The sequence below is a fragment of the Streptomyces sp. NPDC001093 genome (genome assembly GCF_040298985.1).
GTDB lineage: Bacteria > Actinomycetota > Actinomycetes > Streptomycetales > Streptomycetaceae > Streptomyces.
The window spans coordinates 13,407-39,089 of sequence record NZ_JBEPBF010000098.1; the positions used below are offsets into that span (position 1 = coordinate 13,407).

A 25,683-nucleotide genomic window follows, 5' to 3' on the forward strand; every position below is an offset into this window, starting at 1 on the left:
GGTGAGAGAAGAGTGTGTCACGTACGCGGTTAAGGGACCCCTAAAGGGTGCCTGTGAGTCCGCGAAGTCACAGCCCCGGAATCCGGCCGTTGCGGAACAGGTCGACGAAGATCTGGTGGTCGGCACGCGCGCGTGCGCCGTAGCCGTGCGCGAAGTCCACCAGGAGCGGCGCGAAGCCCTCCTCGTCGGCGGCGACGGCCGCGTCGATGGCGCGCTCGGTGGAGAACGGCACCAGGGACTCGCCGGAGGTGTCGTCCGCCGCCGCGTGCATCGTCGCCGTGGCCCGCCCCAGGTCGGCGACGACCTGCGCGATCTCCTCCGGGTCGTCGATGTCGCCCCACTCCAGGTCGACCGCGTACGGCGAGACCTCGGCCACCAGCTGGCCCGCCCCGTCCAGCTCGGTCCAGCCCAGCCACGGGTCGGCGTGCGCCTGCAGGGCGCGCTGGGAGATCACCGTGCGGTGGCCCTCGTGCTGGAAGTAGCCGGCGATGGCCTGATCCGTGATGTGCCGGGAGACGGCCGGGGTCTGGGCCTGCTTGATGTAGATCACGACGTCGTTCTCCAGGGCGTCGCTGTGACCCTCCAGGAGGATGTTGTACGACGGCAGGCCCGCCGAGCCGATGCCGATGCCCCGGCGGCCGACGACGTCCTTCACGCGGTAGGAGTCCGGGCGGGCCAGGGAGGAGTCCGGCAGCGTCTCCAGGTAGCCGTCGAAGGCCGCGAGGACCTTGTAGCGGGTGGCCGCGTCCAGCTCGATGGAGCCGCCGCCCGGCGCGAAGCGGCGCTCGAAGTCCCGGATCTCGGTCATCGAGTCCAGCAGCTCGAAGCGGGTGAGCGAGCGGGCCGCGCGCAGGGCGCCCAGCAGCGGGCCCTCGGCGGTGTCCAGGGTGAACGGCGGCACCTCGTCGCTCTTCGCGCCGGTGGCCAGCGCGTGGATGCGCTCGCGGTACGCGCCCGCGTAGACGCGCACCAGCTCGGTGATCTGCTCGTCACTGAGCGCCTTCGCGTACCCGATGAGGGCGATCGACGCCGAGAAGCGCTTCAGGTCCCAGGTGAACGGGCCGACGTAGGCCTCGTCGAAGTCGTTGACGTTGAAGACCAGGCGGCCGTTGGAGTCCATGTACGTGCCGAAGTTCTCCGCGTGCAGGTCGCCGTGGATCCACACGCGCGAGGTGCGGTCGTCCAGGAACGGACCACCGCGCTTCTCAGCGTCCAGGTCGTGGTAGAAGAGGCACGCCGTGCCCCGGTAGAACGCGAAGGCCGAGGCCGCCATCTTCCGGAACTTCACCCGGAACGCGGCCGGGTCGGCGGCCAGGAGCCGGCCGAAGGCGGTGTCGAAGACGGCGAGGATCTCCTCGCCGCGCTGCTCGTCGCTGAGCTGGGGGACCGACATCGCTGGGTGCCTCCTGGTGCGGTGCATGAATGTGCATGAATGGGTACGACAGCGCTTCCGCCGTCTCCAACGGGCGACGCCACGCGGGAGTGCCCGGTTCCCGCACGAAGGTACGCAGGGATCCCCCTCCTGTGTCAGTCCCGGGGCATAGACTTCGACGCTGACCCCAGAACTGTCCGCCCGCCCGCCACCCAGTGTTTCCGCCGGAGGCCATACCGTGTCAAAGCCGCCCTTCACGCACCTGCACGTCCACACCCAGTACTCGCTGCTGGACGGTGCCGCGCGGCTCAAGGACATGTTCAACGCCTGCAACGAGATGGGCATGACGCACATCGCCATGTCCGACCACGGCAACCTCCACGGGGCATACGACTTCTTCCATTCCGCGAAGAAAGCCGGAGTCACCCCGATCATCGGGATCGAGGCATATGTCGCCCCCGAGTCCCGGCGCAACAAGCGCAAGATCCTCTGGGGCCAGCCGCACCAGAAGCGGGACGACATCTCCGGTTCCGGTGGTTACACCCACAAGACGATGTGGGCCGTGAACAAGACCGGCCTGCACAACCTCTTCCGCCTCTCCTCCGACGCCTACGCCGAGGGCTGGCTGCAGAAGTGGCCCCGGATGGACAAGGAGACCATCGCCCAGTGGTCCGAGGGCATCGTCGCCTCCACCGGCTGCCCCTCGGGCGAGGTGCAGACCCGGCTGCGTCTCGGCCACTTCGACGAGGCCCTGAAGGCCGCCGCCGACTACCAGGACATCTTCGGCAAGGACCGGTACTTCCTGGAGCTGATGGACCACGGCATCGAGATCGAGCGCCGGGTCCGCGACGGCCTGCTGGAGATCGGCAAGAAGCTCGGCATCCCCCCGCTGGTCACCAACGACTCGCACTACACCTACGCCCACGAGGCGGGCGCCCACGACGCGCTGCTGTGCATCCAGACCGGCAAGAACCTCTCCGACCCGGACCGCTTCAAGTTCGACGGCACCGGCTACTACCTGAAGTCCACGGACGAGATGTACGCCATCGACTCCTCGGACGCCTGGCAGCAGGGCTGCGCCAACACCCTCCTCGTGGCCGAGATGGTGGACACCACCGGCATGTTCGAGAAGCGCGACCTCATGCCCAAGTTCGACATCCCCGAGGGCTACACCGAGGTCACCTGGTTCAAGGAGGAGGTCCGCCGCGGCATGGAGCGCCGCTTCCCCGGCGGCATCCCCGAGGACCGCCAGAAGCAGGCCGACTACGAGATGGACGTCATCATCTCGATGGGCTTCCCCGGCTACTTCCTCGTCGTCGCCGACTTCATCATGTGGGCCAAGAACAACGGCATCGCCGTCGGCCCCGGCCGAGGCTCCGCGGCCGGCTCGATCGTCGCCTACGCCATGGGCATCACCGACCTCGACCCGATCCCGCACGGCCTGATCTTCGAGCGCTTCCTCAACCCCGAGCGCATCTCGATGCCCGATGTCGACATCGACTTCGACGAGCGCCGGCGCGTCGAGGTGATCCGGTACGTGACCGAGAAGTACGGCGCCGACAAGGTCGCCATGATCGGCACCTACGGCACCATCAAGGCCAAGAACGCGATCAAGGACTCCGCGCGCGTGCTGGGCTACCCGTACGCGATGGGCGACCGCATCACCAAGGCCATGCCCGCCGACGTCCTCGGCAAGGGCATCCCGCTGTCCGGCATCACCGACCCCAGCCACCCGCGCTACAGCGAGGCGGGCGAGGTCCGCTCGATGTACGAGAACGAGCCGGACGTGAAGAAGGTCATCGACACCGCGCGCGGTGTGGAGGGCCTGGTGAGGCAGATGGGCGTGCACGCCGCCGGCGTGATCATGTCCAGCGAGACCATCACCGAGCACGTCCCGGTCTGGGTCAGGCACACCGACGGCGTGACCATCACCCAGTGGGACTACCCGAGCTGTGAGTCGCTCGGCCTGCTGAAGATGGACTTCCTGGGCCTGCGCAACCTCACGATCATGGACGACGCGGTCAAGATGGTGAAGGCCAACAAGGGCCTCGACATCGACCTGCTGTCCCTGCCGCTGGACGACCCCAAGACCTTCGAGCTGCTCCAGCGCGGCGACACCCTCGGCGTCTTCCAGTTCGACGGCGGCCCCATGCGCTCCCTGCTGCGGCTGATGAAGCCGGACAACTTCGAAGACATCTCCGCCGTGTCGGCCCTGTACCGCCCGGGCCCGATGGGCATGAACTCCCACACGAACTACGCCCTGCGCAAGAACAAGCAGCAGGAGATCACTCCGATCCACAAGGAGCTGGAGGAGCCCCTCGAGGAGGTCCTGGCCGTCACCTACGGCCTGATCGTCTACCAGGAGCAGGTGCAGAAGGCCGCACAGATCATCGCGGGCTACTCGCTCGGCGAGGCCGACATCCTCCGCCGCGTCATGGGCAAGAAGAAGCCCGACGAGCTGGCCAAGAACTTCACCATCTTCCAGGCCGGCGCCCGCAAGAACGGCTACAGCGACGAAGCCATCCAGGCACTCTGGGACGTGCTGGTCCCCTTCGCCGGCTACGCCTTCAACAAGGCGCACTCCGCCGCGTACGGCCTGGTGTCGTACTGGACGGCGTACCTGAAGGCGAACCACCCGGCCGAGTACATGGCCGCGCTCCTGACCTCCGTCAAGGACGACAAGGACAAGTCGGCGGTCTACCTCAACGAGTGCCGCCGCATGGGCATCCGCGTCCTCCCGCCGAACGTCAACGAGTCCGAGGCCAACTTCGCCGCCCAGGGCGACGACGTGATCCTCTTCGGGCTCTCCGCCGTGCGCAACGTCGGCACCAACGTGGTCGAGTCGATCATCAAGTGCCGCAAGGCGAAGGGGAAGTACGCCTCCTTCCCCGACTACCTCGACAAGGTCGACGCGGTGGTCTGCAACAAGCGCACCACGGAATCGCTCATCAAGGCCGGCGCCTTCGACACCATGGGGCACACCCGCAAGGGGCTCACGGCGCAGTACGAGCCGATGATCGACAACGTGGTCGCGGTCAAACGCAAGGAGGCCGAGGGGCAGTTCGACCTCTTCGGCGGCATGGGCGAGGACACCAGCAGCGAGCCCGGCTTCGGACTCGACGTGGAGTTCTCCACCGACGAGTGGGACAAGACCTACCTGCTCGCCCAGGAACGGGAGATGCTCGGTCTCTACGTCTCCGACCACCCGCTCTTCGGCCTGGAACACGTCCTCGCCGACAAGGCCGACGCGGGCATCTCCCAGCTCACCGGAGGCGAACACGCCGACGGTGCGGTCGTCACCATCGGCGGCATCATCTCGGGCCTGCAGCGCAAGATGACCAAGCAGGGCAACGCCTGGGCGATCGCCACCGTCGAGGACCTCGCCGGCTCCATCGAGTGCATGTTCTTCCCGGCGACCTACCAGCTCATCTCGACCCAACTCGTCGAGGACGCCGTGGTGTTCGTCAAGGGGCGCCTCGACAAGCGCGAGGACGTGCCCCGGCTCGTCGCCATGGAGCTGATGGTCCCGGACCTGTCCAACGCGGGCACCAACGCGCCGGTGATCCTCACCATCCCGGCCACCAGGGTCACCCCGCCCATGGTCAGCCGCCTCGGTGAGATCCTCAGCCACCACAAGGGCGACAGCGAGGTCCGCATCAGGCTCCAGGGCCCGCGCAAGACCACCGTGCTGCGCTTGGACCGGCACCGGGTCAAGCCCGACCCCGCGCTCTTCGGTGACTTGAAGGTGCTGCTCGGCCCGTCCTGCCTCGCAGGCTGAGCCCGCTGCCTGGGAACACACGCGAAGGGGCGCACCCGCCAGGGGTGCGCCCCTCCTGCGTGCCTGGGCTTCAACTGCCCTTTAGTTGTGGCCGAAGCTCTTCCGTTTCTTGCCGGCGACATCCGCGGGGCTGCCCTGGATGTGCGACACCGGCGACTCGTGTGCCTCCGTCTGCCGCTGCGCGTGCTCCTGGCTCTGCTCGGCGTGCGACGCGCGGTTCTGCGGGCCGGCCTGCTTGCGGTTCTTGTTCTTGGCCATGGTGATCTGCCTCCTGTGGGGGATCTAGGGGCCAGGGCCGGGACCAGATTCACATACGCTGACATCAATCGCATGTCGGATAATTACCGTGCGTGACAGGGCCGGTGGGCCGGCGGGTTCCGCAAACGCCACGCCGAAGATCGAGTTCGGGCCGTTAACCCCCGCGCCGTCGGGCAGACTCGAAGGAAGTCCGAAGCAAAACCTCCCGGGAAGAGGGTGAGTCGCGTGGACCGCTGCATCGTCCTGGTGGACGCCGGGTACCTGCTGGGAGCCGCCGCCAGCCTCCTCGCCGGTGAGCCCTCGCGGTCCCGGATCACCGTCGACCACACCGCGCTGATCCAGGCCTTGCGGGTACGCGCCGAGTCGGAGACCGAGCGCCCGCTCCTGCGCATCTACTGGTTCGACGGCGCCCCCGACCGCGTCCCCCAACCGGAGCATCGCAGGCTGCGCGTGATGCCCCGGGTCACCGTCCGGCTCGGCGCCCTCACCCGCAGCGACGGACGCTGGGCGCAGAAGGGCGTGGACGCCGCCATGCACGCCGAGCTGACCGAGCTGGCCCGCAACCGGGCCTGCTCCGACGTCGTCCTGGTCACCGGCGACGGTGATCTGCTGCCCGGCATGATGGCCGCCAAGGAGCACGGCGTCGCCGTCCACCTGTGGGCCGTACAGGCCGCCGACGGCGACTACAACCAGTCCGAGGACCTGGTCGCCGAGGCCGACGAGCGGCGCGTGCTGGACCGTGCCTGGATCACCCAGGCCGTCCGCGCCAAGGAACTGACCGGCGTCTGCGCCCCGCCGCCCGCGCCCCGCCCCGAGATCGCCGCGATCCTCTCCGCCCCGCTGCCCGAGTCCGCGCTCGCGGCGGCGGCCGAGCGGCCCGCCGACCAGGGCGCGCCCCAGCCGGCCGCGGCGGTGACGGAGAACGGAACCCAGGAGCGGGCCGGCGGCCACAAGGGCGTCCCCACCCCCAAGGACCTCGCCGCGCTGCGCGCCCCCGGCGCCCAGCCCGCCCCGCAGCCGGCGACCGCGACCCTGCGCTGGTCCTCCGACAAGGGCTGGGTGGACCGGCCGGGCGCGGTCGCCGAACCGCCCGAGGTCGCCTCCATGCCGACGCTCGCCCAGCTCACCACGGCGGAGCAGCGGTGGGCCGACCGCGAGGAGGACATCACCACCGTCGGCGGTGACCCCTACGAGGTGGGACAGGTCTTCGCCCGCCGCTGGATGTCCCGGCTCGGCGACCAGGGCCAGTTGCAGAAGCTCTCGCAGCTGTATCCGCGCATCCCGCACCGCATCGACGGAGAGCTGCTGCGCTACGCCGCCCGGTTCGGGCTGCTCGCCCACAAGGACGACCAGATCGACGAGCACGACCGCTACGCCATTCGGGCGGGGTTCTGGCGGGAGATCGACGTGCCGGCGGCGGCGGAGAGCGCGACGGGGGAGTGACGGCGGGCAGTCCTTACCGGCCGGGTACAGAAGTGCCCCCAAAGGCGAGTAAAGGGCTCCGACCCCGTACCCTCGTCCCTTGTGAGTACGCGCGCGGAACAGGCATCTCGGTATGACGAGGTCGTACGCGTGCGCGGGCTCAACAAGACCTATCCGGCCGTGAAGGGGCGGCGCGGTGCGCCCGGCACCCCCGAGGTGCGGGCCACCGACGAGGTCGAGCTGGACGTGCGGCGCGGCGAGGTCTTCGGGCTGCTGGGGCCGAACGGCGCCGGCAAGTCCACGCTCGTACGGCAGCTCACCGGCCTGCTGCGGCCGGACACCGGCAGCATCGAGATCCTCGGGCACGACATCGTCAGGCACCCGGAGCGGGCCGCGCGCCTCCTCGCCTACCTGGGGCAGGAGTCCTCGGCGCTGGACGAGCTGACCGTCTCCCTCGCCGCCGAGACCACCGGGCGCCTGCGCGGCCTGGACGTGCGCCGGGCCCGCGCCGAGCGGGACGCCGTCCTGGAGGAGCTGGGGCTCACGCCGATCGCCGGGCGGGCGCTGAAGAAGCTGTCCGGCGGGCAGCGGCGGCTCGCCTGCCTCGCCGCCGCCCTGGTCGGCCGGCGGCCGCTGCTCGTGCTGGACGAGCCGACCACCGGCATGGACCCGGTGGCCCGGCGCGCGGTCTGGGCGGCCGTGGACCGGCGGCGCGCCGAGCACGGTACGACCGTGCTGCTGGTCACCCACAACGTCATCGAGGCCGAGACCGTGCTGGACCGGGTCGCCGTCGTCGACCAGGGCCGGGTGATCGCCTGTGACACCCCGGCCGGGCTGAAGGAACGGGTCGCCGGGGAGGTGCGGGTCGAGCTGGTGTGGCGGGAGAGGGCGCCGCTTCAGGTGCCCGAGGTCGCCGCCCTGCGCGAGCGCGCCGTGGAGTCCGGCCGGCGCTGGACGCTGCGGCTCGCGCCCGAGGAGGCCCGCGCCGCCGTCGCCACCGTGACCGGCGGGGCCGCCTTCGCCGCCCTGGACGACTTCACGCTCGCCACGCCCAGCCTGGAGGACGTCTACCTGGCGCTCGGCGGTGCGGCCCGGCAGGGATTGGTGAAGGCGTGAGCGCGGCGGACGTACGGTGCGTATGGGTCTGTACGCCGGTCTGCGCGACTGCCGTAGGGAAGAGGAGCAGCTCGACGTGAGTGTCGTACCCGCGGAGGTTCTGCCGGGCGGTGCCCCGGCCGTGCCGGAGACGGCACGGGGCGCGGCCGAGCTCGGGCCGGCCGCGCGGCTGTGGCCGGCGCTGGCGGCCGTCTACCGGGCGCAGCTGTCCAGGGCCCGGGTGGCCCGGATCCCGCTGCTGTTCGTGGCCACCTTCCAGTCCGTCGGCATCGCCGTGATGATGCGGGGTGTCGTCGACAGCGGCAGCGAGGCCCAGTCCGTGGTGGCGGGGTCGTCGGTGCTGGTCGTCGCGTACGTCGCGCTGAACCTGCTGTCGCAGTACTTCGGGCAGCTGCGGGCGAGCGGCGGGCTCGACCACTACGCCACCCTGCCGGTGCCGCCCGCGGCCGTGGTGCTGGGCGCGGCGGCGGCGTACGCCTCCTTCACCGTGCCGGGGACGCTGGTGACCGCCGTCTTCGGGTGCGTCCTGTTCGGACTGCCGCTCGGCAATCTGTGGATCCTGCTGGCCGTGATCCCGCTCGCCGGCGCCGCGCTGTCCGGGCTCGGCGCCGCCTGCGGACTGCTCGCGCCGCGGCCGGAGCTGGCCACGCTGCTCGGGCAGCTGGGCATGTCGGCGGCGCTGCTGCTGGGTGTGCTGCCGGCCGACCGGATGCCGGAGCTCGTACGGCTGGCGCGGGACCTGCTGCCGTCGACGTACGGTGTGGAGGCGTACGCCCGCACCTTCGGGACCCATCCGGACTGGGCCGCCGTCCTGGTCGACCTGGGGGTGTGCGCGGGTGTCGGAGTCGTCTCGCTGGCCGTGGCCGCCCGGGCGTACCGCAGGGCCGCCGTCCGGTGACGCGGCCCACAAGGCGACCTGGCACGATGTCAGGGTGACCGCACCGCTGACTCCACCACCGCACGAGAACTCCGCACACGATGTCCGGCAGGCGCCGCCGCCTGCCGGGGCGCCGGACTCGGGCGGGTACGAACAGGACGGCCCCGGGATGAAGACCGAACTGCGGGACGCCGCCGTCATAACGGTGGCCATGGCGTTGGCCGGGGTACTGCTGGGGCTGCTGTGGTGGTGGCTGGCGCCGCATGTGCCGTTGGTCGGCGACGTGGCCGACAACAGCTGGGTCGTGTACCTCAAGGACAGCGAGGGTGAGCAGGCGGTGGGGGTGGACGGCACGTTCGCCCTGCTGGGGCTGGGGTTCGGGCTCGTCAGCGCGGTGGCCGTCTTTCTGCTGCGCCGGCGCGGGGGCGTGCCGGTCGTGGCGGCACTCGGGCTCGGGGCACTGCTCGGTTCGGTGGTGGCGTGGCGGCTGGGGATGTGGCTGGGACCCATGTCCGACGTGCTGGCGCACGCCAAGCAGGTGGGGAAGGGCGTCACCTTCCCGGCGCCGCTGAAGCTGGGGGCCAAGGGGGCGCTGCTGGCCTGGCCGCTGGGTGCGTTGCTGGTCCACCTCGGGCTCACGGCGCTGTTCGGGCCGCGCGATCCCGAGGTGCCGTACCCGCAGTCGTAGTCCGGGGCTGCGCCCCGGGCCGTTTCAGCCCCGCCCGACGGGCGCCAGCACCGCGCCCGTCAGCTTCGCCAGGTCCGTCGGAGCCAGTTCCACCTCGAGGCCCCGCCGGCCCGCCGACACACAGATCGTCTCGTGGGCCTCGGCCGAGTCGTCCAGGACCGTCGGCAGTCTCTTGCGCTGGCCGAGGGGCGAGATGCCGCCCCGCACGTACCCCGTCGTCCGCTCGGCGAGCGCCGGGTCGGCCATCGTCGCCCGCTTGCCGCCCACCGCGGCCGCGAGGGCCTTCAGGTCCAGGGAGCCCGACACCGGGACCACCGCCACGGTCAGGGCGCCGTCGACGTCGGCCACCAGGGTCTTGAAGACGCGGTCGGGGGACACGCCCATCGCCTCCGCCGCCTCCTCGCCGTAGGAGGGGTGGGAGGGGTCGTGGTCGTAGGAGTGCACCGTGAAGGTCACGCCGGCCGAGGACAGGGCGACCGTGGCGGGGGTGCCCCCGGACTGCTGCTGCTTCTTCGGCTTCTTCGCCATCTGCCGTCTTCCCTCAGTTCAGGCTCGTCGGCGCCCGCGTCAGCTCGAACGCGGGCAGCGACGGAAGACTACGGATGATGGCCGTCTCGGCGCGAAGGAGTTTCAGCTCGTCACGGAGCCGGGACGCGGTGTCGGGGGCCTGGAGAAGCCGCTGCTTGGTAGGCGTGTCGTGCACCATCGCCGCCGCCACCAGATAGGAGACCACCGACGGGTCGTCGGGCAGCTCCGCGCCCGTCGACAGCGAGCGCTCGCGGGCGCCCGCCAGCCGCTTCTGGTACTGGCGGAAGGAGCGCAGCACCCCCTCGGCCAGCGCACCCGCCTCGTCGCCCGGCTCCTCCGGCAGTTCCTCCAGCTCCGCCGTCAGGAACGGGCCCGACGCGTCGACGGACAGCAGCCGTACCCGGGTCGTGCCCGTCGCCAGCACCTCGAACGTGCCGTCGGCCCGCTCCCGGACGGTCGCCGCGTCCGCCACACACCCGACCCCCTGGAAGGCCTTGAGGGGGTCCGGGCCGAAGCCCGCGGCCGGTCCCCGGTCGGGCTGTGCCGTGGGGTCCGGCATGCCGGGGGCGCTCGGCGCCACCTCGTAGCCGTCACGGATGGCCACGACGGCGAACCGGCGCGGCTCGTCCTCCGGTGTCTTGAGCAACTCGCGCATCATCGCGCGATAGCGCTCCTCGAAGACGTTCAGCGGCAGCACGAGCCCCGGGAACAGCACCGTGTTCAGCGGGAAGAGCGGGAGACGGACGGTGGTCACGACGCACCAGCCTAGTGGTCACCGGCACCGGCGTGTCCGCCGTGGTCGCCGACATGGTCCGGGAAGGCCGGCATCAGCCCGGCCGGGGCGGGCGGGCAGGCCGCCGTCAGCAGGTGCTCGCGCAGCCGCAGGAAGTGCCCGAGCGGATCCTCGGAGAACCGCTCCCAGGGGAAGGACGTGGCATACGGGCCGATCACGCGCAGCTGGTCGCGGGCGTCCTCCCAGCGGTCCAGGCGCATCAGGACGTACAGGAGCTTGTTGCGGATCTCGGCGGGCGAGGGGTCGGCCTCCGGGAAGCGCGCGGAGAGCGCGATCGCGCGGTCGGCGGCCGCGTGCAGACGGGCGCGCGGCACCTCGGGACCGCGGCCGTCGGTCAGGTACCCGAAGGCGGCCCGGGCCGGCAGCGCCTGGACGGGCGAGTCGGCCGGGGCGTCCTGGGCGGCCCGCTCGGCGAAGTCGAAGCAGGCGCCGTGGGAGCCGCGCCGGAAGGTGGCGAGGTAGCGCAGGGCGGCCACGTGGCAGCCGTAGTGGTGCGGGGCGCGCCGCACCGCCGCCTCCCACAGCTCCTCGAAGTAGCGGTGCCCGGCGCGCGAGCCACGCGCGTGGTCCAGCGCGATCCGCCAGGGCACCGGGTCGCGGTCGTCGGCGCGGGCAGCGGCGGTGATCAGCGGGCTGACCTCGCGCAGCAGCTCGACGCGGGCCGGGGAGGGCCAGGCGCGGTCCACCGCCAGCTGCGCCCCGACCAGCAGCGCGCCGGGGTCGTCGGGGGCGTGCGCGCGCCAGGTCTCGAACCACTCGGGGCGCGAGCGGGCGAAGGCGGCCAGGCGCCGGGCGTACCGGTCGTGGTTCTCCCACTCGGCGCCGCCGCGGGTGGTCGCGAGCAGATCGGCGGCGGCCCGGTACTCGCCCCGGCCGGCCCCGACCAGTGCCGGGGAGAGCCGGTCGTCGGGTGCGTCGAGCACGACCTCGTCCCCGGTCGGCGGTCGGCCGGCCGGGCGCGCGGAGCGTTTGGTCATCCGGGTCGGGCGGATGAACGGGGGAAGCGCAACCATGGTGCCGACCATTGAAAGACCGCAGGTCGGCGGCGCGCCAGAGGGTGTGGGGAAGTCGCGGAAAGTTGTACGGTCCAGGGTCAAGGACCGGTAAAGGGTGACTGTTCGACTTTTGTCCGGTTAGTTCCCGTCCCCGTCCCCCTCCCCGTCAGCTCCGCCGCAGCAGCCGGGTCGCCCCCGCCGCCACCGTCGTGGCCAGGATCCAGCCGAGCAGGATCATCACCGCCGCCAGCCACTGCCAGCCGCCGCTCAGCTGCCACTGGCCTACCTGGCCCAGGTCGATCACCGGCAGCAGCAGGTCCAGGGTGAACAGGGCCGGGCTCCAGTACGGGTGGGCGTCATGGTTCATCGGCGGATGGGCCGCGTGGGCGAACGCCAGCGTGCCCGCCGCCCACAGCACCGCCATCCACACCGCGGCCCGGCCGGGCCGGTAGCCGTAGGCGACCGTCCAGTCCTGGACGTACCCCCAGACCTTCGCGGCCGGCGGCAGCGTCTCGCGGCGCCGGCGCTGCTTGGCGAGCAGCACCTCCCGCGCGTCCTCGTCCTCCCCGGCGGCCCGCAGCACCGCCGCCAGCCGCTCGTACGGCTCCGGGGCGTACTCGGCGGTGGCCGCCGCGACCCAGTCCAGCCGGCCGTTCAGCGGGAACGGGCCGCGCGGGACGAGGTTCTCGTACACGAAGCCGCCCATGTGCAGATTGCCGGGGCCCGGCCAGCTCGCCGCCCGGTCCACCAGGTTGACGATCCGCGCTCCGGACAGCACCACCTTGCCGCGCTGCGGCCCGTCCCCGAGGAAGCGCAGCTCCGACGCGTGCACCCGGCGCAGCGACAGCTCCTGGTCGTCGGTGAGGGTGAACCGGGCCCGTTCGAAGTCGACGGCGTCCCCGAACCGCCCGTCGTCCAGCCGGATCCCGCCCCGGCACTCGAAGCGCTGGATCCGCGTCCCGCGCGCCGGTGTCGTGCCGCTCAGCAGCGGGCTGCCCACGCCGGCCGGGGTCAGGTACAGGGTGCGCTCGACGGTCAGCTGGGGCGCGTTCAGGGCGTAGCGGGAGTAGGGGTTGTCCAGGTTCGCGCCGCGCAGGCTGAGCGACACGCCGACCTTGGCGCCGCGCAGCCGCAGCTCGCCGTGCGACTGCAGCATCTCCGCCTGCAGGTCCTGGCCCACGGTCATGCCGTCCGCTGAGATCGACCGCCCGCTGCGGTCCCGGTACACCACCGCCTCGTTGAGCATCAGGTCGGTGCCGATGTGCGCGTCCGTCAGCCGGGCGCCGTTCTGGAACCGGCAGCGCGGCAGATGCAGGTCGCCCTCGGTGTGCACCCGGGCCGCCTCCAGCCGGGGCACCGCGCAGTCCACCATGCGCAACGTCGTGAAGCGGGCCTCCGGCAGCAGGACCTCCTCGTCGAAGCGGCAGCCGCGCAGCTCGACGTACGGCTGTACGGTGCCGCCCGAGAGGTCCAGCGTGCCGGCGATCCGCACACCGGTCAGCTTCAGCGAGGACACCCGGCCCGCGAGCGCCGGCGGGCCGTCCAGCAGCAGCCAGGCCACGATCCGCGCCCGCACCGTGCGCTCCGGACCCCAGGGGTGTCCGCCGTGCGGATCGTCCACCACGGCGTCCCCGCAGCCCAGGTCGTACACGCTGCCGTTGCGGAAGGCCTGCCACATGCCCGCCTCGGCCGCGGTCAGCTCGTCCGGCAGGTCCCCGGCGACGATGCCGGCCCCCTCGGTCACCTTTGTCCTCTCCCGGTCCAGTGCTTTCGTACAGCCGTTCATGCCCGCTCAGTGACTGCCGGAACACTAGAGGTGAAGAAGATCTTCCGAGTTCCGCCACGTTCTGTATCAGCCATTGATACGCGCCCACGGCTCGCGACGGCGGTCTGAGAGAATTGGGACTGTGATTTCCCGAATCGATCTGCGCGGCGACGCCCTTCCCGAGGGCCCCGCCCTGCGCGACCTGCTGCCCCGAGCCGACTTCGACGTATCGGCCGCCCTGGAGAAGGTGCGCCCGATCTGCGAGGCCGTGCATCATCGTGGCGACGCGGCGCTGATCGACTTCGCCGAGAAGTTCGACGGAGTACGGCTGGAATCCGTCCGTGTCCCGGCCCAGGCGCTCACCGACGCGCTCGAGGCCCTCGACCCCGCCGTGCGCGCCGCGCTGGAGGAGTCCATCCGCCGCGCCCGCCTGGTCCACCGCGAGCAGCGCCGCAGCACCCACACCACCCAGGTGGTACCCGGCGGCTCGGTGACCGAGAAGTGGGTGCCGGTCGAGCGGGTCGGGCTGTACGCGCCGGGCGGCCGGTCCGTGTACCCGTCCTCCGTGATCATGAACGCCGTACCGGCCCAGGAGGCCGGGGTCGGGTCGATCGCGCTCGCCTCTCCGCCACAGGCTGAGTTCGGCGGGCTCCCGCACCCGACGATCCTCGCCGCCTGCGCGCTGCTCGGCGTGGACGAGGTCTACGCGGCCGGCGGCGCCACGGCGGTCGCGATGTTCGCCTACGGCACCGAGTCCTGCCCGCCGGCCAACATGGTCACCGGCCCCGGCAACATCTGGGTCGCCGCCGCCAAGCGCTTCTTCACCGGCAGGATCGGCATCGACGCCGAGGCCGGCCCGACCGAGATCGCCGTCCTCGCGGACGACACCGCCGACCCGGTGCACGTGGCCTCGGACCTGATCAGCCAGGCCGAGCACGACCCGCTGGCCGCGGCCGTGCTGGTCACCGACTCCGTCGAGCTGGCGGACGCGGTGGAGAAGGAGCTTCAGCCGCAGGTCGCGGCCACCAAGCACGTGGAGGACCGGATCGTGCCCGCGCTCAAGGGCCGGCAGTCCGCGATCGTGCTGGTCGACGGCGTCGAGGAAGGTCTGCGCGTGGTCGACGCCTACGGCGCCGAGCACCTGGAGATCCAGACCGCCGACGCGGCCGCCGTGGCCGACCGGGTCAAGAACGCGGGCGCGATCTTCATCGGCCCCTGGGCGCCGGTCTCGCTCGGCGACTACGCGGCCGGGTCCAACCACGTCCTGCCCACCGGCGGCTGCGCCTGCCACTCCTCGGGCCTGTCCGTCCAGTCCTTCCTGCGCGGCATCCACATCGTGGACTACACGAGGGACGCGCTCGCCGAGGTCGCCCCTCACGTGGTGACGCTGGCGGAGGCGGAGGACCTGCCGGCGCACGGCGCCGCGATCAAGGCGAGGTTCGGCTGGAAGGTACCCGAGAGCAAGTGACCCGCATCGACGATCTCCCCGTACGGGACGAGCTGCGCGGCAAGTCCCCTTACGGCGCGCCCCAGTTGGACGTCCCCGTACGGCTGAACACCAACGAGAACCCCTACCCGCTGCCCGAGCCGCTGGTCGAGCGGATCGCGGAGCGGGTGCGCGAGGCCGCCCGCGACCTGAACCGCTACCCCGACCGGGACGCGGTCCAGCTGCGTACCGAGCTGGCCAAGTACCTGACGAGGACCGGCGGGTATCCGCTCGGCATCGAGAACGTGTGGGCCGCCAACGGCTCCAACGAGGTCATCCAGCAGCTGCTGCAGACCTTCGGCGGGCCGGGCCGCACGGCCATCGGCTTCGAGCCGTCGTACTCGATGCACGCGCTCATCGCGCGCGGCACCGGCACGGGCTGGATCTCGGGTCCGCGCAACGAGGACTTCACGATCGACGTCGCGGCGGCCGTCGAGGCGATCGCCGAGCACAGGCCGGACGTCGTCTTCATCACCACCCCCAACAACCCCACGGGCAACGCGGTGCCGCCGGAGACGGTCCTCGCGCTGTTCGAGGCGGCGCAGGCGGCCAAGCCGTCGATGGTGATCGTGGACGAGGCGTACGTCGAGTTCAGCCACGGCGACTCGCTGCTGCCGCTGCTGGAAGGGCGCCCGAACCTGGTCGTCTCCCGCACGATGTCCAAGGCGTTCGGCGCGGCGGGCCTGCGCCTCGGCTATCTCGCCGCCGACCCGGCGGTCGTGGACGCCGTCCAGCTCGTCCGGCTGCCGTACCACCTGTCGGCAATCACCCAGGCGACCGCCCTGGCCGCCCTGGAGCACACCGACACCCTGCTGGGCTACGTCGAGCAGCTGAAGGCGGAGCGGGACCGGCTGGTCGCCGAGCTGCGCGCGATCGGCTACGAGGTCACCGAGTCCGACGCGAACTTCGTGCAGTTCGGCCGGTTCGCGAACGCCCAGGAGGCCTGGCAGAAGATCCTCGACCGGGGCGTCCTGGTCCGGGACAACGGCGTACCGGGGTGGCTGCGGGTGTCCGCCGGCACCCCGGAGGAGAACGACGCGTTCCTCGACGCGGTCCGTGACGTGAAGAAGGAGCTGTAAGGCATGAGCCGCGTAGGACGCGTGGAGCGTACGACGAAGGAGACCTCCGTCCTGGTCGAGATCGACCTCGACGGCACCGGCAGAACCGACATCGCCACCGGCGTCGGCTTCTACGACCACATGCTCGACCAGCTCGGCCGGCACGGCCTGTTCGACCTGACCGTGAAGACCGACGGCGACCTGCACATCGACTCCCACCACACCATCGAGGACACCGCCCTCGCGCTCGGCGCCGCCTTCAAGCAGGCGCTCGGCGACAAGGTGGGGATCTACCGCTTCGGCAACTGCACGGTCCCGCTGGACGAGTCCCTCGCCCAGGTGACCGTCGACCTGTCCGGCCGCCCCTACCTCGTGCACACCGAGCCCGAGAACATGGCGCCCATGATCGGCGAGTACGACACCACGATGACCCGGCACATACTGGAGTCCTTCGTCGCCCAGGCGCAGATCGCGCTGCACGTGCACGTGCCGTACGGACGCAACGCGCACCACATCGTGGAGTGCCAGTTCAAGGCGCTGGCCCGGGCGCTGCGTTACGCCTCCGAGCGCGACCCGCGCGCGGCCGGCATCCTCCCCTCCACGAAGGGCGCGCTGTAAAGCCATGAACGGTCTGTCGACCCTCCTGATCGTCGTCGGTCTCTTCCTGGCCGGCGGCATCATCTCCTTCGTCAAGCAGAAGATGCCGACGAGCCTCATCGTGCTGCTCTCGATCGGCGCGGCCATGTGCCTGGTCGCGGGCGTCATGCGGCTGGGGGTGTGGAATTGAGCAGTGGCAGCAAGAAGGTCGTGGTCTTCGACTACGGCTTCGGCAACGTCCGGTCCGCCGAACGTGCCCTCGCGCGCGTGGGCGCCGATGTCGAGATCACGCGTGACTTCGACAGGGCGATGAACGCCGAGGGACTGCTCGTGCCGGGCGTGGGCGCCTTCGCCGCCTGTATGCAGGGGCTGCGCGCCGCCCGCGGTGACTGGGTGGTGGACCGCCGGCTGTCCGGAGGCCGGCCCGTGATGGGCATCTGCGTCGGCATGCAGATCCTGTTCGCGCGCGGCATCGAGCACGGCGTGGAGGCCGAGGGCCTGGACGAGTGGCCCGGCACGGTCGCACCGCTCCAGGCCGACGTCGTGCCCCACATGGGCTGGAACACCGTCGAGGCCCCCGCCGACTCGGAGCTGTTCGCCGGCCTCGACGCCGACGCCCGCTTCTACTTCGTGCACTCCTACGCCGTCCACGACTGGCAGCTGGAGTCGCACAACCCGGTGATCGCGGCCCCCAAGGTGACCTGGTCGACGCACGGCAAGCCGTTCGTGGCCGCCGTGGAGAACGGCGCCCTGTGGGCCACGCAGTTCCACCCCGAGAAGTCCGGCGACGCCGGCGCCCAGCTCCTCACCAACTGGATCGGAACCCTGTAGACCATGGCCAAGCTCGAACTCCTCCCCGCCGTCGACGTCCGCGACGGCCAGGCCGTCCGCCTCGTGCACGGCGAGTCCGGGACCGAGACCTCCTACGGCTCCCCGCTGGAGGCCGCCCTCGCCTGGCAGCGCTCGGGCGCCGAGTGGCTGCACCTGGTCGATCTGGACGCGGCCTTCGGCACCGGCGACAACCGCGAGCTGATCGCCGAGGTCACCGGGGCGATGGACATCAAGGTGGAGCTGTCCGGCGGCATCCGCGACGACGCCTCGCTGGCCGCCGCCCTGGCCACCGGCTGCACCCGCGTGAACCTCGGCACGGCCGCCCTGGAGACCCCCGAGTGGGTCGCCAAGGTGATCGCCGAGCACGGCGACAAGATCGCCGTCGGCCTGGACGTGCGCGGCACGACCCTGCGCGGCCGCGGCTGGACCCGCGACGGCGGCGACCTCTACGAGACGCTGGAGCGCCTCAACAAGGAGGGCTGCGCCCGCTACGTCGTCACCGACATCGCCAAGGACGGCACCCTCCAGGGCCCGAACCTCCAGCTGCTGAAGAACGTCTGCGCCGCGACGGACCGACCGGTCGTGGCCTCCGGCGGCGTGTCGTCCCTGGACGACCTGCGCGCCATCGCCGAGCTGGTACCCCTCGGTGTCGAGGGCTCCATCGTCGGGAAGGCGCTGTACGCGAAGGCGTTCACCCTGGAAGAGGCACTGGAGGCTGTGTCGTCATGAGCGATGCCGTGCGGCGCGTGCAGAGCGGAAGTCCCTGGGAAGAGAGCTTCGGTTTCGCACGTGCCGTCGCGGCGGGGGACCGGGTGCTGGTGGCGGGCACGACGTCCTTCAAGGGCACCGTGCTGTACGGCGAGGGCGACCCGTACGAACAGGCCAAGGTGGCCTTCACCAGCGCTGTCGAGGCGATCGGCGAGTTCGGACTCGGGATCGACTCGGTCATCCGTACGCGGATGTACCTGAGCCATGTGCGGGACGTCGACGCCGTGGGCCGGGCGCACAAGGAGATCTTCGACTCCGTGCGCCCGGTCTCGACCCTGCTGGTCGTGGAGGGCTTCGTCGACCCGCGCATCCTGGTGGAAGTGGAACTTGAAGCATTCAGAGGAGCCTGAGCAGTCATGACCCTGGCGGTCCGAGTCATCCCCTGCCTGGACGTGGACAACGGCCGGGTCGTCAAGGGCGTCAACTTCCAGAACCTGCGCGACGCGGGCGACCCGGTCGAGATGGCCAAGGTGTACGACGCCGAGGGCGCCGACGAGCTGACGTTCCTGGACATCACCGCGTCCTCGGGCAACCGGGAGACGACGTACGACGTGGTGCGGCGCACCGCCGAGCAGGTGTTCATCCCGCTGACGGTCGGCGGTGGCGTCCGTACGGCCGAGGACGTGGACAAGCTGCTGCGGGCGGGCGCCGACAAGGTGGGCGTGAACACGGCGGCGATCGCGCGTCCCGAGCTGATCCGGGAGATCGCGGAGCGCTTCGGCCGCCAGGTCCTGGTCCTGTCGGTGGACGCCCGCCGGACCGAGTCGGGCTCCTTCGAGGTCACGACGCACGGCGGCCGGCGCGGCACCGGCATCGACGCCGTCGAGTGGGCCCACCGGGCGGCAGAGCTGGGCGCCGGGGAGATCCTCCTGAACTCCATGGACGCGGACGGCACCAAGGACGGCTACGACCTGGAGATGATCGCGGCGGTCCGGGGGCACGTGACCGTCCCGGTGATCGCCTCCGGCGGCGCCGGCAAGCTCGCCGACTTCCCGCCGGCGATCGCCGCCGGCGCCGACGCGGTCCTGGCAGCCTCCGTCTTCCACTTCGGCGACCTGCGCATCGGCGAGGTGAAGCGGGCCCTGCGGGAGGCGGGGCATCCGGTGCGCTGACGCCGCGCTGAACTTGGCCGGATACGAAAGGGAAGTTGCGCAAAATCTGTTGTGCAACTTTTCTTTCGCATTTAGGTTCGGGGTATGGCTCGTGCAGAGGAACGCCGGATCACGGATGTGGGCACCCTGAAGGCGCTCGCGCATCCGCTGCGCATGAAGCTCTACCGTCTGCTGTTCGTCGCCGAGGCCGCCACCGCCTCGCACCTCGCCGAACAGGTCGACGAGGCGGTCTCGCTGGTCAGCTACCACCTGCGCAAGCTCGCCGAGCACGGGCTGGTGGAGGAGGCCGAGGCGCGCAGCGCGGACGGGCGCGAGCGCTGGTGGCAGCCGTCCTCCGAAGGCGTCTCCATCCGCGACGAGGACTTCCAGGACGCCCCCGAGAAGGTCGCGGCGCATCTCGCGGCCTCGCGCTTGTTCCTGGACCAGCGGGCCGAGATGTACCGCGGATACCTCGATCAGCGCGCCCATTGGGGGCCCGAGTGGAACCGGGCCGCCCACGACTCCGAGGCAGTGCTCAGGCTGACCGCCGAAGAGCTCGTGGAGCTGAAGAAGGACCTGCACGACCTGCTCAAGCGCTACGACGAGCAGGGGCGCGCCCGTGAGGCCGCCGGCGACAGCGAAGGGCGCGAGAACGTCGCGCTGCACGTGTACGGCTTCCCGTTCCGCGTCTGAGAGGCCCCCTCCCGTGACCGCCACGCTCACACCGTCGGCGACCGCGCCGCAGGCCCACCGCGACCCCGACGTCCTGCGCTGGCTCGCCGCCTACACCTCCTCGATGCTGGGCGACAGCGTCTACTACCTCGCCCTGTCCTGGGCCGCCGTCCGCGCCGGAACCCCGGCGCAGGCCGGTCTCGTGATGTCGGCGAGCGCGCTGCCCCGGGCCGTGCTGATGCTCGGCGGCGGGGTGATCGCCGACCGGTTCGGGCCGCGCCGGGTCGTCATCGGCAGCGACGCCGTCCGCTGCGCGGCTGTCCTCGCCGTGGCCGCCCTGCTGCTCCTCACCAGCCCGGGGCTGTGGCCGCTCGCCCTGCTGGCGCTGGTCTTCGGCACGGTCGACGCCGTGTTCATGCCCGCCGTGGGCGCCCTGCCGGTCCGCCTCACCGACAAGGGGCAGCTCGCCCGGGTCCAGGGGATGCGGGGCCTCGCCATCCGGTTCTCCAGCGTGGTCGGCGCCCCGCTCGGCGGGCTCGGCGTGGCCGTCGGCGGCGCCCCGGCCGCGTTCGCCCTCGCCGGGCTGCTCATCGCCGTCTCCGTGCCCCTGCTGCTCTCGGTGCGGATACGGGACCTGCCGAAGGACGACACACCCGAGGTGGCCGGAACCGCCTGGAGCGAGCTCCGCGCCGGTCTGCGGTACATCCGCCGGCACCGCGTCCTCGCCCCGCTGATGCTGGCCATCGCCCTCGGCGACCTCGGATTCGTCGGCCCGCTGAACGTCGGTCTGACCCTGCTCGCCGACCGGCGCGGCTGGGGCGCCTCCGGCATGGGCTGGGTGCTGGCCGCGTTCGGGGTCGGCGCGGGAGCGGCCTCGCTGCTGCTGACGGTGCGGGGGCGGCTGCCGCGCGCCGGGCTGGTCACCGGGTGGGCGTGTGCCGTGGGGGCCGTGGCCGTCGGCGCCCTCGCCTTCGTACCCACCCTGGCCGCGGCCGCCGCTACGGCCCTGCTCGTCGGCCTGCTCACCGGGCTCGGCGGCGCCCTGTGCGGGGCCCTGCTGCAGACCCGGTCCGACCCCGCCTACCTGGGCCGCGTCACTTCCGTCTCCAGCCTGATCAGCCTCGGTCTCACCCCGCTGTCCATGCCGTTCGCGGCCGCCGCGATCGGTGCCTGGGGACTCGGGCCGGTCTACGCCGTCAGCGCCGGCGTCTGCGGGCTCGGCGGGGTCGTCGCCCTCGCCGTACCCTCCCTGCGCCGCGCGGAACTCCCGGGCTGAGCTCCGTCAAACACTCAGATACCGAGCTGCCTGGACTCGTTCAGCTTGGTGATCGCGTCCGCCTCGCCCTCGACCTCCACCTCGGCCGCGTTCTGCCGGCCGAAGGCGAACATCAGCAGCTCGGACGGCTCGCCGGTCACCGTCACCACCGGTGCGCCGCGGTGCGCCACCGCCGTCTGGCCGTCCGGGCGGCGCAGCACCAGACCCGTCGGCACACCCCGGGCCACCAGGCGCGCCGTGCGCTCCAGCCGGGACCACAGGGCGTCCTGGAAGACCGAGTCGAGCTCGCGCGGGGTCCAGTCCGGCTGGGCGCGGCGGACGTCCTCGGTGTGGACGTAGAACTCGACGATGTTGGCCGCCTCGTCGACCTGCTTGAGCTGGAAGGGGGAGAAGCGCGGCGGGCCGGTACGGATCAGCTGGATCAGCTCCTCGTACGGCTTCGCGGTGTACTCGGCCATCACCTTCTCCAGGCGCGGCGCGAGCTGCTTGATCAGCGTGCCCCCGGCCGCGTCCGGGCGCCGCTCGCGCACGATGACATGCGCGGCCAGGTCCCGGGTCCGCCAGCCCTCGCAGAGGGTGTCGGCGTCCGGACCGACGGTTTCCAAGAGGTCGGCGAGCAGGAGCCGTTCACGCTTGGCGAAGGTCGACATGGGGTCAGCCTACGACCAGCTGCCTCGTCCGCGCAGTGGACACGGCACCGGCACTGTCGTACCCGCGCGGCACAATGGCACCCATGACCAGTACGACCGGGATTCCCGCCCGTCGCCCGACCACCGCCCCTGATCGAGGCGCTTCGCGCCGCAGTGTCCCCCCCAGCAGCCTCGACCCGGAGATCGCCGCCCGCCTCAAGCGCAGCGCGGACGGCCTCCTGCCCGCCATCGCCCAGCAGTACGACACCGGTGAGGTGCTCATGCTCGGCTGGATGGACGACGAGGCGCTGCACCGCACGCTGACCACCGGCCGCTGCACGTACTGGTCGCGCAGCCGCCAGGAGTACTGGGTCAAGGGCGACACCTCCGGCCACGTCCAGTGGGTGAAGTCGGTCGCGCTGGACTGCGACGCCGACACCGTCCTGGTCAGGGTCGACCAGGTGGGCGCGGCCTGCCACACCGGCGCGCGCACCTGCTTCGACGAGGACGTGCTCCTGAAGGACGCCGACACCGACGCCGGTTCCGCCGCTCCGGCATCTGATCAGTAAGGTCGGCCGCCATGGACCTCGAGACCTTCCGCAAGCTCGCCACCGACCGGCGCGTCATCCCGGTGACCCGCAAGCTCCTCGCCGACGGCGACACCCCGGTCGCGCTGTACCGCAAACTGGCCGCCGAGCGCCCCGGCACCTTCCTGCTGGAGTCCGCGGAGAACGGCCGCTCCTGGTCCCGGTACTCGTTCGTCGGCGTCCGGTCCGCCGGGACGCTGACGGAACGCGACGGACAGGCGCACTGGCTCGGCACCCCGCCGGTCGGCGTCCCGGTCGACGGCGACCCGCTGAAGGCCCTGAACGCCACCATCCAGGCCCTGCACACCCCGCACCAGGACGGCCTGCCGCCCTTCACCGGGGGCATGGTCGGCTATCTGGGCTACGACATCGTCCGCCGCCTGGAGAAGATCGGCCCGGGCGAGCGCGACGACCTGCGGCTGCCCGAGCTGACCATGCTCCTGACCAGCGACCTCGCCGTGATGGACCACTGGGAGGGCTCGGTCCTGCTGATCGCCAACGCGATCAACCACAACGACCTCGACACCGGCGTGGACGAGGCCTACGCGGACGCCGTGGCCCGGCTCGACGCCATGGAGGCCGACCTCACGCGCGCGGTGGCCCAGCCCCCGGCCGTGCTGCCGCCGTCCGAGCTGCCCGAGTACACCGCGCTGTGGGGCGGCCCCGACTTCCAGGTGGCGGTCGAGGACATCAAGGAGCGCATCCGCGCGGGCGAGGCCTTCCAGGTCGTGCCGTCCCAGCGTTTCGAGACCCCGTGCAGCGCGAGCGCCCTGGACGTCTACCGGGTGCTGCGGGCCACGAACCCGTCCCCGTACATGTACCTGTTCCGCTTCGAGGGCTTCGACGTCGTCGGCTCCTCCCCCGAGGCGCTGGTGAAGGTGGAGGACGGGCGGGCGATGGTCCACCCCATCGCCGGCACCCGGCCCCGCGGGACCACCCCGCAGCAGGACCAGGCCCTCGCCGAGGAGCTGCTCGCCGATCCCAAGGAGCGCGCCGAGCACCTGATGCTCGTCGACCTCGGCCGCAACGACCTGGGACGGGTCTGCGAGCCCGGCTCGGTCGAGGTGGTCGACTTCATGTCCATCGAGCGCTACTCGCACGTGATGCACATCGTCTCGACCGTCACCGGCAAGGTCGCCGAGGGCCGCACCGCCTTCGACGTGCTGACCGCCTGCTTCCCGGCAGGCACCCTCTCCGGCGCCCCCAAGCCCCGCGCGATGCAGATCATCGACGAACTGGAGCCGTCCCGGCGCGGCCTGTACGGCGGCTGTGTCGGCTATCTGGACTTCGCGGGCGACTCCGACACCGCGATCGCCATCCGTACGGCGCTGCTCCGGGACGGCACGGCATACGTGCAGGCCGGAGCCGGCATCGTCGCCGACTCCGACCCGGTGGCGGAGGACCAGGAGTGCCGCAACAAGGCGGCGGCGGTCCTCCGCGCGGTGCACACGGCCAACCGGCTCAGCTCATAGGAGAGTTCAGCCGGTGAACGCGGCGGTGCCGTTCGGGGTGCCGAGTCCCGACGGCCCGTCGTACCCGGTGGTGCCGGTGCACAGGTACGAGCCGCCGCAGCTGCCGTTGGAGCCGCTGGTGACGTCGTTCAGCGCCGAGGTGTGCGCGTACGGGAAGGATGCCGGGTAGGAGCCGGCGGACGGGGTGCCGGCCAGCGCGTAGGTCGCCGCGATCAGCGGGGAGGAGGCGCTGGTGCCGCCGAAGACCATCCAGCCGGAGCCCTGCCCGTAGGTGTCGTACACCGCGACACCGGTGTTGGGGTCGGCGACCGCCGAGACGTCCGCGACCGTGCGGTTGGCACAGCCGGAGTCCTTCTGCCAGCTGGGCTTGGCGTCGTAGGAGGAGCAGCCGGAGCCCGCACCGCTCCACACCGTGTCGGTCCAGCCACGGCTGTTGGAGGCCGTCGTCAGGGACGTACCGCCCACCGCCGTCACGTACTTGGACGCCGCCGGGTACTCGACGCCGTAGCCGTTGTCACCGGAGGAGACGGTGATGGCCACGCCCGGGTGGTTGAAGTAGCTGGAGTCGTAGGTCGCGTCGCTGGACGACTCGGAGCCGCCGTAGCTGTTGGAGACGAACTTCGCGCCCAGCCTCACGGCGGTGTTCACGCCCGTGCCCAGGTTGGTCATGCTGGACGAACTGGCCTCCACCAGCAGGATCTTGCAGTTCGGGCAGGCCGCGCTGACCATGTCGAGGTCGAGGGAGATCTCCTCGGCCCAGCCGGAGTTGCCGCGTGGGTACTTGGTGCCGCCGTTCTGGTCCACCTTCTTGAAGCAGCCGTTGGCCGTGGTGCAGGCGGACAGGCCGTACTGGGAGCGGTAGACGCCGAGGTCGGACTCGGCGTTCGGGTCGTCGTAGGCGTCGACGATCGCCACCGTCTGGCCCGAACCGCCGCTCGCGGAGGGCAGGTTGTACGCCGCCTGCAGCGAGGCGGGGCCGTAGCCGGAGGGTGCGGCGGCCGCGGTCAGACCGCTCTCGGCGTGCGCCGACTGCGGGGTGCCCGAGGTGACCTTGAGGGCGTTGCAGGCCATCTCGCCCTTCTTCGTCGGGGCGGCGCAGGCGTGCGCGACGCCGACGCCGTGGGACGAGGTGGTGGCCTGGGCCGCCTGGCCGACGGGGGCGGCCAGGGCGAGAGCGGCCGTGGCGAGGGTGGCCACGGCGGTGAGGGAAATGGTTCTGCGCAACGTACGTCCTCCACGAGATGGGTGAACCGGGAAGGGCTGTGGGGGGTGCGCGGTGCCACCACGGAACGGGGTGTCGGGCCGTGGTTGGCGCAGAACGTACGGATGGCGGGGCCACGTCAACAAGATGGATGTTGAAGCGTGAACGTTGCTTTACCCTTCCTGGGGAATTCATGTGCCGTTCCTGGGCGCGTCGTATCGAAGATCTGGGGCGCCCATGGGTTGACGGACCCGGCTGTCGGTTCGCCCGGGGTTCAGGCGATAGTGGTGTACGTGACTGCCGTACCTCACCCCCGTACCGAAGCCGCCGCGCCCGCCCGGTCCGGCCGGCGGAGCCTCGCCGTGGCCCTCCTGTGCGGTGCGCTCGGCGCGGCCGTGGCGCTGCTCGCGACCCGGCAGCGCT

At 71.5% G+C, this 25,683-nt stretch carries 25 protein-coding genes and 1 pseudogene; 18 read left to right on the forward strand and 8 right to left on the reverse strand.

The genetic code is table 11. The features are described 5' to 3' along the window. Positions 1-67 precede the first annotated feature (67 nt). Positions 68-1,393, reverse strand: coding sequence for a DUF2252 domain-containing protein (locus ABT288_RS35140; protein WP_351616713.1), 1,326 nt, complete (start codon positions 1,391-1,393; stop codon positions 68-70). 217 nt (positions 1,394-1,610) lie between these two features. Between ABT288_RS35140 and dnaE the strand changes: the two genes are divergently transcribed. Further along, entirely contained in the window at positions 1,611-5,150 is a 3,540-nt protein-coding gene (gene dnaE / locus ABT288_RS35145) for a DNA polymerase III subunit alpha (protein WP_351616715.1), read from the forward strand. 81 nt (positions 5,151-5,231) lie between these two features. Here dnaE and ABT288_RS35150 read toward each other — a convergent pair whose 3' ends face one another. Continuing rightward, complete coding sequence (locus ABT288_RS35150) at positions 5,232-5,408, reverse strand: hypothetical protein (RefSeq protein ID WP_228622693.1); 177 nt, start codon at positions 5,406-5,408, stop codon at positions 5,232-5,234. A 225-nt stretch (positions 5,409-5,633) separates the two neighbouring features. On the opposite strand from ABT288_RS35150, the gene ABT288_RS35155 reads away from it, so the two are divergent. The 4 genes from ABT288_RS35155 to ABT288_RS35170 all read left to right on the forward strand — a co-directional run bounded on the left by ABT288_RS35155 (position 5,634) and on the right by ABT288_RS35170 (position 9,511). Beyond that, on the forward strand, positions 5,634-6,851 hold the full coding sequence (locus ABT288_RS35155) for an NYN domain-containing protein (RefSeq protein WP_351616717.1): 1,218 nt from the start codon (positions 5,634-5,636) through the stop codon (positions 6,849-6,851). An 81-nt stretch (positions 6,852-6,932) separates the two neighbouring features. Further along, positions 6,933-7,946 (forward strand): ABC transporter ATP-binding protein, encoded by a 1,014-nt coding sequence (locus ABT288_RS35160; protein WP_351616719.1) that lies wholly within the window; start codon positions 6,933-6,935, stop codon positions 7,944-7,946. Between the two features lie 76 nt (positions 7,947-8,022). Next, positions 8,023-8,844 (forward strand): ABC transporter permease, encoded by an 822-nt coding sequence (locus tag ABT288_RS35165; protein WP_351616721.1) that lies wholly within the window; start codon positions 8,023-8,025, stop codon positions 8,842-8,844. 34 nt (positions 8,845-8,878) lie between these two features. After that, entirely contained in the window at positions 8,879-9,511 is a 633-nt protein-coding gene (locus ABT288_RS35170) for an AAA family ATPase (protein WP_351616723.1), read from the forward strand. A gap of 24 nt (positions 9,512-9,535) precedes the next feature. Here ABT288_RS35170 and ybaK read toward each other — a convergent pair whose 3' ends face one another. From ybaK to ABT288_RS35190, 4 genes are all read right to left on the reverse strand, one after another. After that, positions 9,536-10,039: a Cys-tRNA(Pro) deacylase gene (gene ybaK, locus ABT288_RS35175; RefSeq protein ID WP_351616726.1), complete on the reverse strand. Its 504-nt coding sequence runs from the start codon at positions 10,037-10,039 to the stop codon at positions 9,536-9,538. A 13-nt stretch (positions 10,040-10,052) separates the two neighbouring features. Beyond that, positions 10,053-10,793 (reverse strand): LON peptidase substrate-binding domain-containing protein, encoded by a 741-nt coding sequence (locus ABT288_RS35180; RefSeq protein ID WP_351616727.1) that lies wholly within the window; start codon positions 10,791-10,793, stop codon positions 10,053-10,055. Between the two features lie 11 nt (positions 10,794-10,804). Next, positions 10,805-11,857 carry a hypothetical protein gene (locus ABT288_RS35185; RefSeq protein WP_351616729.1) on the reverse strand — a complete coding sequence of 351 codons (1,053 nt, stop codon included), beginning with the start codon at positions 11,855-11,857 and terminating at the stop codon, positions 10,805-10,807. A 136-nt stretch (positions 11,858-11,993) separates the two neighbouring features. Beyond that, positions 11,994-13,571, reverse strand: coding sequence for an oxidoreductase (locus tag ABT288_RS35190; protein WP_351616731.1), 1,578 nt, complete (start codon positions 13,569-13,571; stop codon positions 11,994-11,996). Between the two features lie 163 nt (positions 13,572-13,734). Here ABT288_RS35190 and hisD point away from each other — a divergent pair, with 163 nt between their 5' ends. From hisD to ABT288_RS35240, 10 genes are all read left to right on the forward strand, one after another. Further along, on the forward strand, positions 13,735-15,060 hold the full coding sequence (hisD, locus tag ABT288_RS35195; RefSeq protein WP_351616734.1) for a histidinol dehydrogenase: 1,326 nt from the start codon (positions 13,735-13,737) through the stop codon (positions 15,058-15,060). Further along, a complete protein-coding gene (locus tag ABT288_RS35200; protein WP_351616737.1) occupies positions 15,057-16,157 on the forward strand; it encodes a histidinol-phosphate transaminase in 1,101 nt (366 codons plus the stop codon). The genes hisD and ABT288_RS35200 overlap by 4 nt, the downstream gene beginning before the upstream one ends. Before the next feature lie 3 nt (positions 16,158-16,160). Then, positions 16,161-16,754 (forward strand): imidazoleglycerol-phosphate dehydratase HisB, encoded by a 594-nt coding sequence (gene hisB, locus ABT288_RS35205; RefSeq protein WP_030783530.1) that lies wholly within the window; start codon positions 16,161-16,163, stop codon positions 16,752-16,754. Positions 16,755-16,758: 4 nt separating this feature from the next. Beyond that, positions 16,759-16,923 (forward strand): CG2302 family histidine operon protein, encoded by a 165-nt coding sequence (locus tag ABT288_RS35210; protein WP_228622673.1) that lies wholly within the window; start codon positions 16,759-16,761, stop codon positions 16,921-16,923. Then, positions 16,914-17,564 (forward strand): imidazole glycerol phosphate synthase subunit HisH, encoded by a 651-nt coding sequence (gene hisH, locus ABT288_RS35215; protein ID WP_351616740.1) that lies wholly within the window; start codon positions 16,914-16,916, stop codon positions 17,562-17,564. Before ABT288_RS35210 ends, hisH begins: the two co-directional genes overlap by 10 nt. Before the next feature lie 3 nt (positions 17,565-17,567). Then, positions 17,568-18,293, forward strand: a complete 726-nt coding sequence (gene priA / locus ABT288_RS35220) for a bifunctional 1-(5-phosphoribosyl)-5-((5-phosphoribosylamino)methylideneamino)imidazole-4-carboxamide isomerase/phosphoribosylanthranilate isomerase PriA (protein ID WP_351616742.1) — start codon at positions 17,568-17,570, stop codon at positions 18,291-18,293. Continuing rightward, on the forward strand, positions 18,290-18,682 hold the full coding sequence (locus tag ABT288_RS35225; RefSeq protein ID WP_351616745.1) for a RidA family protein: 393 nt from the start codon (positions 18,290-18,292) through the stop codon (positions 18,680-18,682). The genes priA and ABT288_RS35225 overlap by 4 nt, the downstream gene beginning before the upstream one ends. Before the next feature lie 6 nt (positions 18,683-18,688). Beyond that, a complete protein-coding gene (hisF, locus tag ABT288_RS35230; RefSeq protein WP_351616748.1) occupies positions 18,689-19,444 on the forward strand; it encodes an imidazole glycerol phosphate synthase subunit HisF in 756 nt (251 codons plus the stop codon). Between the two features lie 84 nt (positions 19,445-19,528). Continuing rightward, a complete protein-coding gene (locus ABT288_RS35235; protein ID WP_351616751.1) occupies positions 19,529-20,116 on the forward strand; it encodes an ArsR/SmtB family transcription factor in 588 nt (195 codons plus the stop codon). Positions 20,117-20,129: 13 nt separating this feature from the next. Then, a complete protein-coding gene (locus ABT288_RS35240) occupies positions 20,130-21,371 on the forward strand; it encodes an MFS transporter (RefSeq protein WP_351616753.1) in 1,242 nt (413 codons plus the stop codon). A gap of 14 nt (positions 21,372-21,385) precedes the next feature. Here the strand turns inward: ABT288_RS35240 and ABT288_RS35245 are convergent, their stop codons facing one another. Further along, positions 21,386-22,021 (reverse strand): TIGR03085 family metal-binding protein, encoded by a 636-nt coding sequence (locus ABT288_RS35245; RefSeq protein ID WP_351616755.1) that lies wholly within the window; start codon positions 22,019-22,021, stop codon positions 21,386-21,388. An 83-nt stretch (positions 22,022-22,104) separates the two neighbouring features. Here ABT288_RS35245 and hisI point away from each other — a divergent pair, with 83 nt between their 5' ends. Together hisI and ABT288_RS35255 are read left to right on the forward strand one after the other, a co-directional pair. Continuing rightward, a complete protein-coding gene (gene hisI / locus ABT288_RS35250; protein WP_351616758.1) occupies positions 22,105-22,569 on the forward strand; it encodes a phosphoribosyl-AMP cyclohydrolase in 465 nt (154 codons plus the stop codon). A gap of 11 nt (positions 22,570-22,580) precedes the next feature. Then, entirely contained in the window at positions 22,581-24,059 is a 1,479-nt protein-coding gene (locus ABT288_RS35255) for an anthranilate synthase component I (RefSeq protein WP_351616761.1), read from the forward strand. A gap of 6 nt (positions 24,060-24,065) precedes the next feature. On the opposite strand, the gene ABT288_RS35260 is transcribed toward ABT288_RS35255, so the two are convergent. Further along, a complete protein-coding gene (locus ABT288_RS35260; RefSeq protein ID WP_351616763.1) occupies positions 24,066-25,283 on the reverse strand; it encodes a S53 family peptidase in 1,218 nt (405 codons plus the stop codon). A 261-nt stretch (positions 25,284-25,544) separates the two neighbouring features. Here ABT288_RS35260 and ABT288_RS35265 point away from each other — a divergent pair. Further along, positions 25,545-25,683, forward strand: a pseudogene (locus ABT288_RS35265) (TIGR02234 family membrane protein); the annotation flags it as partial.